Source organism: Frankia sp. CoWAU3, assembly GCF_977971855.1.
The window spans coordinates 46,404-54,792 of record NZ_CDWWXB010000004.1 but is presented as its reverse complement, the minus strand read 5'-3'; the positions used below and the strand labels follow the sequence as shown (position 1 = coordinate 54,792).

General features: G+C 72.2%; 7 protein-coding genes. 3 read left to right on the top strand and 4 right to left on the bottom strand.

Going from position 1 to position 8,389, the window contains the following annotated elements; genetic code table 11:
- From AC08ON_RS01265 to AC08ON_RS01250, 4 genes are all read right to left on the bottom strand, one after another.
- Positions 1-182, bottom strand: a 182-nt coding sequence (locus AC08ON_RS01265; RefSeq protein ID WP_476616315.1) for an Rrf2 family transcriptional regulator, incomplete at its 3' end; no start/stop codon positions are given.
- Positions 183-622: 440 nt separating this feature from the next.
- Positions 623-2,338, bottom strand: a complete 1,716-nt coding sequence (locus tag AC08ON_RS01260; protein ID WP_476606032.1) for a sensor histidine kinase — start codon at positions 2,336-2,338, stop codon at positions 623-625.
- A gap of 13 nt (positions 2,339-2,351) precedes the next feature.
- Positions 2,352-3,149 (bottom strand): response regulator transcription factor, encoded by a 798-nt coding sequence (locus AC08ON_RS01255; RefSeq protein ID WP_476606033.1) that lies wholly within the window; start codon positions 3,147-3,149, stop codon positions 2,352-2,354.
- A gap of 92 nt (positions 3,150-3,241) precedes the next feature.
- Positions 3,242-4,990, bottom strand: a complete 1,749-nt coding sequence (locus AC08ON_RS01250) for a bis-aminopropyl spermidine synthase family protein (protein WP_476616314.1) — start codon at positions 4,988-4,990, stop codon at positions 3,242-3,244.
- Between the two features lie 145 nt (positions 4,991-5,135).
- Here AC08ON_RS01250 and hisD point away from each other — a divergent pair, with 145 nt between their 5' ends.
- The 3 genes from hisD to hisB are packed head-to-tail and all read left to right on the top strand — an operon-like array spanning position 5,136 to position 8,254.
- Complete coding sequence (hisD, locus tag AC08ON_RS01245) at positions 5,136-6,431, top strand: histidinol dehydrogenase (RefSeq protein WP_476606035.1); 1,296 nt, start codon at positions 5,136-5,138, stop codon at positions 6,429-6,431.
- Positions 6,428-7,621, top strand: coding sequence for a histidinol-phosphate transaminase (locus AC08ON_RS01240; protein ID WP_476606036.1), 1,194 nt, complete (start codon positions 6,428-6,430; stop codon positions 7,619-7,621). The genes hisD and AC08ON_RS01240 overlap by 4 nt, the downstream gene beginning before the upstream one ends.
- A 45-nt stretch (positions 7,622-7,666) precedes the next feature.
- On the top strand, positions 7,667-8,254 hold the full coding sequence (hisB, locus tag AC08ON_RS01235; protein WP_011437410.1) for an imidazoleglycerol-phosphate dehydratase HisB: 588 nt from the start codon (positions 7,667-7,669) through the stop codon (positions 8,252-8,254).
- Positions 8,255-8,389: the final 135 nt, after the last annotated feature.

The window sequence follows — 8,389 nt, the reverse complement described above, 5'->3', positions numbered from 1 at the left end:
CCGGTGCGCCCGCGCACGGTGACCACGAGGTCGAGCCGCTGGAGGCGTTGCACGATCTTCGCCATGTGGGTGAGCGGAACATCGAGGGCTTTCGAGAGGTCGCGGACGGTGAGGCGATCCTCCCGGGTGGCCGTGAGCATAAGTGCCCGCAGCGCCAGGTCGGTCGACTGGGTCAGGTGCATGGGAGCGCGCCTGTCGAGGTGACGGTCACTCGACCATCTTGCCTTCTACTCTTCGTAGAAGATTGTCCCGACAGCACCTGCGTCCCACGGGTGCCGCCTGCCGAGGTCAGACCTCGGCGGGAGCGCGGCCGGAGTGTGACACCGCGCCGGCACTGGCCGGCACTGGGCCGGTGCCGGTCTCCTCATGGCGACCGCGGACCCCCGGCCGGGGGAGCCTGTACGGGTGTCCGCGGCGAAGCGTGCCGACGCCGGTTGTCGCGACTTCACGAATCTTCTGTGCCGGACTTTTTGCCATGATCAGTGGAACTCCATCCCTGGTGGCTCAGTTCGAAAATAACTGGCCCGGGGCGCATTGTGGTTACGGACCGCTCCTCGGCTCGGAAAGAACCAGTAAAGATCATCTAGTGAATCGGGAGTCCGGTGAAGCCGTTGTCCGGTCGTCACGGCCTGTCGTCGGCCATGGCATAATCTGTCGTGACGTAATCCACTACTTCCAGTAGTTCGTGGATGGTGGCCGATGTCCGCCGGGGGCCCGGGCCGTCCGTGCCCCCGGAACCCGGCGCGGCCGCGATGCAGGTGCCGCCCGCCGCGTCCACGGATCTCTGCGCGGGTGCCGGCCGGGCGGCCGTCGGCCGTCGGTCTGGATGTGTCCGGGGCAGGTCGAGGACGACGCACAGACCCCCGTTGTCACTCTCGGCCAGAGTGACCGTCCCGCCGTCGGCGGTCGTCAGGGCATGCACGATGGCGAGCCCGAGGCCGTTCCCGCGCCGATCGGCCCGGCCGGGCACCTCTCCTCGCTGGTCGGCTTCTCGCTGGTCGGCACTGAGGTTGGAGCTGAACCGGCGGAAGGCGGCGGCCCGCTGCTCGGCGCTCATGCCGCGTCCGCTGTCGGCGACCGTGAGCCGCGTCATGCTTTCCGCCGTCATGGTGCTCTGCGGCCCGGTGACGTTCATCTCGTCCAATTCGTACGCGGTGCTCCCCGTCCCGAGGCCCGCCTCCGCGGTGCCTCCGGCGCCCACCGGGCGTGGCTGGGCCGGTGGGTTCGTCCCGGACGTGACGCTGACCCGGCTGCCGGACGGGGTGGCCTCCAGCGTGTTGCTGAGGAGATTGTCGAGGATCTGCTCCAGATGCCCCGGGGTGCACTGGACGACCTGGTCCGCGTCGACGTCGCAGGTCAGCGTCACTCCGGCGGCGGCTGCGACCGGTCGCCAGATCAGGCATCGTTCCTCGGCGGCGACCGCGAGGGGGATCGGCTGGGTCGGGATCGGTGCATGCTCGGCCCGGGAGACCGCCAGCAGCCCGTCGACCATCCGGGAGAGCCGGTGTACCTCGACCAGGGTGCCCGCGACCTCGTCGGTGGTGTCCGCGTCCACGTCCTGTTGCAGCAGCTCTAGGCGCAGGCGCATCGCCGTCAGCGGGGTGCGGATCTGGTGGGAGACGTCGGCGAGGAACCGGCGCTGGCTGTCGACCAGCAACTGGAGCCGTCCCGCCATCGCGTCGAACGTCGTGGCAAGTTTGCGTGCCTCGGGCGGGCCACCGACGGCTCTGGCCCGGATCGTGAGATCACCGGCACCGAGTTCGGTCGCTGCCTGCTCGAGCCGGCGCAGCGGCCGGCCCACCCAGCGGGCCAGCAGCATCGAGATCCCCAATGCGGCCAGCGCGACCAGGACGCCCGCGAGGGCGATCATCGTCCATCGGTGGATGATCGAGGCGCGCAGCCCGGCATCGCTGCGCGCGACGGCCAGGATGCCGACCAGGCCCTGCGCGTTGGACACCGGAGCAATAAGGATCATCCGGTGTCGATTGGCCGCGTTCGGGTTGATGACCACGTTCTCCCGGCGGGCCCGATCCAGATCCCAGGCCATGATCGGGATGTCGTCACCGGTGTCGGCCACGGGCGTACCGTTCGGGTCGAACAGCCGGAGCTCGTCCGGTGGCACGGCCGTACTGTCGCGTACGGGGGCGGGCAGCGGGGCCGCGCCGGCGGACAGCCGCCGCCACTTCACCTCGGCGCAGTAGGCCTGCATCGCGGCCGTGAGCCGCAGGCCGAACAGCGCCCGGTCGTGACGGGTGGCGTCGAGCCCCATCGGGACGCACAGGCCGACAAGCAGCGCCGTCGTGAGCGCGAGCTGGGCGGCCAGGATGCGCCGGGTCATTGGATGTGCCGGGTCATCGGCCGAGGGGTGGCGCGCTCCGGTCACCGGGGGTCGGATCGGCGCCGGGCGCCGGCGGCCCGCCCAGGCGGAAGCCGACCCCGTACACCGTTTCGATCAGTTCGGGAATCCCGAGCTTGCGGCGGATCGCGCCGATGTGTACGTCGAGGACCTTCGATGAGCCGAACCAGTCGCCCCAGACAGCGGTGAAGATCTCCCGTCGGGTCCGGACCCGGCCGGGATCGCAGGCCAGGAAGGCCAGCAGATCGTACTCCCGCGCCGTCACCTGGACCGGACGGCCGTCGACGGAGATCCGCCGGCTGCGCTGGTCGAGGACGAGCGGTCCGTGTCGGACCACGTCGGAGCTCTCACCGGTGGCCCGGGCGGCGCGCCGCCGCACCGCCCGTATCCGGGCCAGCAGTTCGGCGAATCCGAATGGTTTGACCAGGTAGTCGTCGGAACCGAGGTCCAAGGCCTCGACCCGGTCCGCCTCGTCCCCCCGAGCCGTCACCACGATCACGGGGGTGTCCCCGCGCTCGCGGATGCGCCGGCACACCTCCGCGCCGTCGATGTCGGGCAGTCCCAGGTCCAGGAGCACGAGATCGGGCGGGGACACGCCCTCGACCCGGGCGAGCGCGGCCTCCCCGGTCCGCACCCGGTCGGCGGTGTAGCCGGCCCGGTCCAGACCGCGCACGAGCTGGGTACCGAGGCCGTCGTCGTCCTCGACCACCAGCACCCGGGCGCCGGCGGGATCGGGATACCGCTGCAGGTCTGATGCGTGTGCTCGGGAGCCGTTGCCTGCAAGCGTCGCCATAGCACGACAGTAGGCGGCACCGGGCGCGTCCGGCCGCCGGCCCCGCGGGTGCCACCGCGATTCCGCCGTCGCCAGCTCCGATTCCGTCATATCTACTCGTTTCGCAGCGTCTGCCAATTTTGCCGGATCCAGCCCGGTCTCACCGGCTCGGCCAGCAGCGTGTCGCCGGACGACACCGCGGCGAGGATTCCCCCGAGGGCGTGCCGGGGAAGATCGATCAGCCGGGCGGCCAGCAGGTCGGGATCGCGCGCGGCCCGGGTCACGGCGGCCCGGGCGTCGCGCTGGGAGAGCGTGCGCCCCGAATCCTCCCGGACGATCCGGATGAGCCCGTCCCGCCAGACGTTGCCGATCTTGCCGTGCGGGCGGTCCAGCAGCCACCGGGCGAGCCGGTCGGCGGGGGCGAGCGCCGCCGGGCCGACGGCCGTGAACGTCACGAGCCGCAGGTCCCCGAGGTCCCGGGCGGGGGTGGCGGTCCACTTCGCCCGCAGCTGCCGCAGCGGGTCATCCTGGGCCCGCCGGCGGCGGACGCCCAGATCGGGATGATCGGAGGAGACGACGACGGCGAGCCGGTCCGCGTTGACCGCCAGGAGGAGCCTGGTCAGCCAGGGGCCCGGATCGTCCGACAGGTCGGTGGCCACGCTGACCGTTCCGTCCTCGGTTGAGGCGCCGGGGCCGGTCGAGGCGAACGTGGGCAGCCCCTGGTCGAACACGGTCGCGAGACGCACGTGGACCGCGTCGACCTCCCGCCGCTCGCCAACGAACACGGCGCGACCCGCCGGGCCGGTGGCGAGAAAGGCGGCCACCGCGTCGAGGACCGGGGCGGTCAGGCGCGTCGGCCGACTCTGCGTGGACTGCCGGCCCCGGGTGTAGATGGCGGCCGTCGCGGTTGTGGCCGCCGTGGCCGCCGTGGCCGAGCGGTCCAGCTGCTTCCAGGTGGCCGGGGTCGGCTGGCAGACGTACATGTCGGCTCTGGCGCCCACCGCCTCCGCGCCCTCGTAGACGTGGAAGCCTGGCCAGACGGCCTCGAACACGAAGCCCTGATCGATCAGTGCCCGCTGCACCTTCCAACCCAGCGTCGGTACCCGGTCGCTGAACCCGTAGGCCAGCAGGACGCGACCATGTTCGCGGTCCGCGAGACCCTGCGCGCCGCGCCCGGTGAACAGCGCCACGCCCTCCGGGGTGTAGGGCGGATCGGTGAACGCCAGATCGGCCGTGCCCACCACCGCCGGCGGCAGGCCGAAGCGCAGGTCGGCGTAGAGGCACCGCAGCCGGACGCCCAACGACCGGGCCGAGCTGTCCAGGTAGGCGAGCAGCTCGTCGTCGATGTCGACGACGGTCACGGTGAGCCCGTCGATCAACGAGACCGCCGCCAGCGAGGTGAGATCATGATCACCTATGCACAGCAGATGCGCGCCGCGCAGGTCGTAACGTGTCTGCAGCCAGACGGCCCGGCGCACGACGGTCGTCGCCGTCGCGGGTACGTGGTCGAGGTCGGCCCGCGGTCGGGGCGCGGCAGCGATGAGATCATGCATGGTCGTGACCAGCGGACCGTGGCGGGCGATCACGGCGGCGAGGGGATCGAGCGGGGTCTGTCCGCTCAGCTCGTCATAGCGGATCAGGCCGCGGTAGCGGTCGATCGACGCGGGGCGCAGCACGTGACGCCCGTCGGGGCCGGTCCGCAGATCGTCGCCGAGGCTGGCGAGGATCTCCTCCACGCTCCGTCGGGGCAGGCCCGAACTCTGGACCAGTTGGCGCAGGGTGCGTGGCTGCTCGGTCAGCGCCGCCACCGCCGCGCGAGGCGCCCGGGCATGCACCCGGTAGCCCGCCAGCAGGGTCGCCAACGACTCGCCGGATTCGGCTGGACCCGGCGCCCGGCCCGGGTGATCCGGTCCTGACAGGGTATGTGGAGGGGACACGCAACCAGCGTCGCACCTGCGGCGGACACACGATTCTACCGGTCCCGCCGAGGCCAGCTAATCTCTTGTCGTGCTCAGAAGGCTTGATCTGCGTGGCGCGGTGCCTGCCGCAGCCGAGATCCGACGGCTACTGCCGCGGGCCGACGTCGACGTCGACGTCGCCGTCGATGCGGTCCGGCCGGTCTGTGCGGACGTGCGGGACCGCGGCGACGCGGCCGTCCTCGCCGCCGCGGAGCGGTTCGACGGGGTCCGCCCGCCGAGCCTGCGGGTGCCCGCCCAGGTTCTCGCCGCCGCCGCGGATGCCCTGGATCCGGCCGTGCGCGACGCGCTGACCGAGGCGATCCGCCGGACTCGGCTGGTGCACCGTGCGCAGCTGCGGGAGCCGCTGGCGATCGAGGTCGCGCCCGGCACCACGGTGACGCAGCGCTGGGTGCCGGTGGAGCGGGTCGGCCTGTACGTGCCGGGCGGGCGGGTCGCCTACCCCAGCAGCGTCGTGATGAACGTCGTGCCCGCCCAGGAGGCCGGGGTCGGCTCGCTCGCGGTCTTCTCCCCGCCGCAGAAGGACAACGGCGGGCTGCCGCATCCGGTGATCCTCGCCGCCTGCGCGCTGCTCGGTGTCGAGGAGGTCTACGCGGCAGGCGGAGCCCAGGCCGTGGCGATGGCCGCCTACGGGACCACGAGCTGCCCGCCGGTCGATGTGATCACCGGGCCCGGCAACGTCTATGTCACGGCGGCCAAGCGCCTGCTGCGTGGGGTCGTCGGGGTGGACGCCGAGGCGGGCCCGACCGAGGTCGCGATCCTCGCCGACGCCACCGCGGATCCGGCCTTCGTCGCCGCCGACCTCATCGCCCAGGCCGAGCACGATCCGATGGCCGCCTGCCTGCTGATCACCCCGTCGGTGGAACTCGCCGACGCGGTCGACGTCGAGCTCGGCAAGCAGGTGCCCGTCACCCGCCACCGGGAGCGGGTGGCGGAGTCGCTCGCCGGCCAGGGGGCGGTCGCGCTCGTCGCGGACGTCGACGCGGGTCTCGCGGTGGCGGACGGCTGGGCCGCCGAGCATCTGGAGATCCACACCGCGGACGCCGCCGCGGTCGCCGCCCGGGTGCGCCACGCCGGAGCGGTCTTCGTCGGCGACTACGCTCCCGTCCCGCTCGGCGACTACCTGGCCGGGTCCAACCACGTCCTGCCCACCGGCGGCACCGCCCGGCATTCCAGCGGTCTGGCGGTCACCGCCTTCCAACGTCAGGTCCAGGTGGTCGAGTGCACGCGGGAGGGGCTCGCCGCCGTCGCCCCGCGTATCGTAGCGCTCGGCGGGGCGGAGGACCTCACAGCTCACGTCGACGCGGTGGAGGTTCGACTCCGATGATATTCAAGGCGGCCGGGAGCGGTGCCGGGGACCGGCCGTGGCGCCCGTGGGACGCTGACGGCCTGCCGCTGCGCGACAGCCTGCGCGGGCTCTCGCCCTACGGCGCTCCGCAGCTCGACGTGCCGGTGCGGCTCAACACCAACGAGAACCCGCACCCGCCGTCGGTCGGGCTGGTCGACGCCATCGGCAAGGCCGCGGCCCTCGCCGCCACCGAGGCGAACCGCTATCCCGACCGGGACGCCGAGGCGCTGCGTGCCGACCTCGCCTACTACCTGACACCCGATGCCGGCTTCGGCGTGCACACCAGTCAGGTCTGGGCCGCCAACGGCTCCAACGAGATCCTCCAGCAGCTCCTCCAGGCGTTCGGCGGGCCCGGTCGGGTGGCGCTCGGGTTCGAGCCGTCCTACTCGATGCACCGCCTCATCGCGCTGGCCACCGCCACCGAGTGGGTGGCCGGGCAGCGAGCGGAGGACTTCACGCTCTCCCCGGCCGTGGTCGCCGACGCGATCGCCCGGCACCGACCCGCCCTGGTCTTCCTCTGCTCACCGAACAATCCGACGGGCACGGCCCTGCCGCCCGAGGTCGTCGTCGCCGCCTGTGAGGCGGTGGAGGCCACCGGCAGCGGCATGGTCGTCGTCGACGAGGCCTACGCCGAGTTCCGCCGGGCCGGCGTGCCCAGCACGCTGACGCTGCTGCCCCGTCATCCGCGGCTCGTCGTCACCCGGACAATGAGCAAGGCGTTCGCGCTGGCCGGTGCCCGGGTAGGCTACCTTGCCGCGCACCCCGCCGTGGTGGACTCGCTGTACCTGGTGCGGCTGCCCTACCACCTGTCCAGCTTCACCCAGGCCGTCGCGCGCACAGCGCTCGCGCACGCCGACGAGCTGCTCGGCACGGTGGAGGCGGTCAAGGCCCAGCGCGACCGCATCGTCCGGGAGTTGCCTGCGCTCGGTCTGCGGCTGGCTCCGAGCGACGCCAACTTCGTGTTCTTCGGCCGGTTCGCCGATCAGCGGGCGGTGTGGCAGAGCCTGTTGGACGCGGGAGTGCTGGTCCGCGATGTCGGTCTGACCGGCTGGCTGCGGGTCACCGCCGGGCTGCCGAACGAGGTGGACGCGTTTCTCGGGGCGCTGGGCAGAACTCTCACCGGCAGCGTCATCGGCGCGGACGGTGTCATCAGCCTCGCCACCGCCTGAGCCCCTGGCCCGGCCTGAGATCTACAGAGACCGAGGAAGCCCCCGATGGCACGCACCGCGCGAATCGAACGCAAGACGTTGGAGTCGGACGTCCTGGTCGAGCTCGACCTCGACGGGACGGGAATCTCCTCGTCGGACACCGGCGTCCCGTTCTTCGACCACATGCTGTCCCAGCTCGGCAAGCACGGCGGGTTCGACCTCACCGTGCGTACCCGGGGGGATCTGCACATCGACGCCCACCACACCGTCGAGGACACCTCGATCGCCTTCGGGTCCGCCCTGCGCGAGGCGCTCGGCGACAAGGCGGGTATCCGCCGGTTCGGGGATGCCACCGTCCCGCTGGACGAGGCGCTCGCCCAAGCCGCCGTCGACCTGTCCGGCCGGCCGTACTGCGTGCACGTCGAACCGGATCTCGTTGGGATGATCGGAACTTACGACACAACGCTGACCCGGCACATCTTCGAGTCGATCACCGCGTCCGCCCGGCTCGCGCTGCACGTGCGGGTGCTGTCCGGCCGCAACGCCCATCACGTGGTCGAGGCCCAGTTCAAGGCGGTCGCGCGGGCTCTGCGCGACGCGGTGGCGCTCGACGCCCGCGTCGCCGGGATACCCTCCACGAAAGGTGTGCTGTGACCGGAGACGGACCCGGCCGGCGTCCCCGGGTGGTCGTCCTGGACTACGGCTCGGGAAACCTGCGGTCGGCCGAGCGCGCGCTCGCCCGAGTCGGCGCCGACGTGACGGTGACCGCGGATCTTGACATGGCCCGCG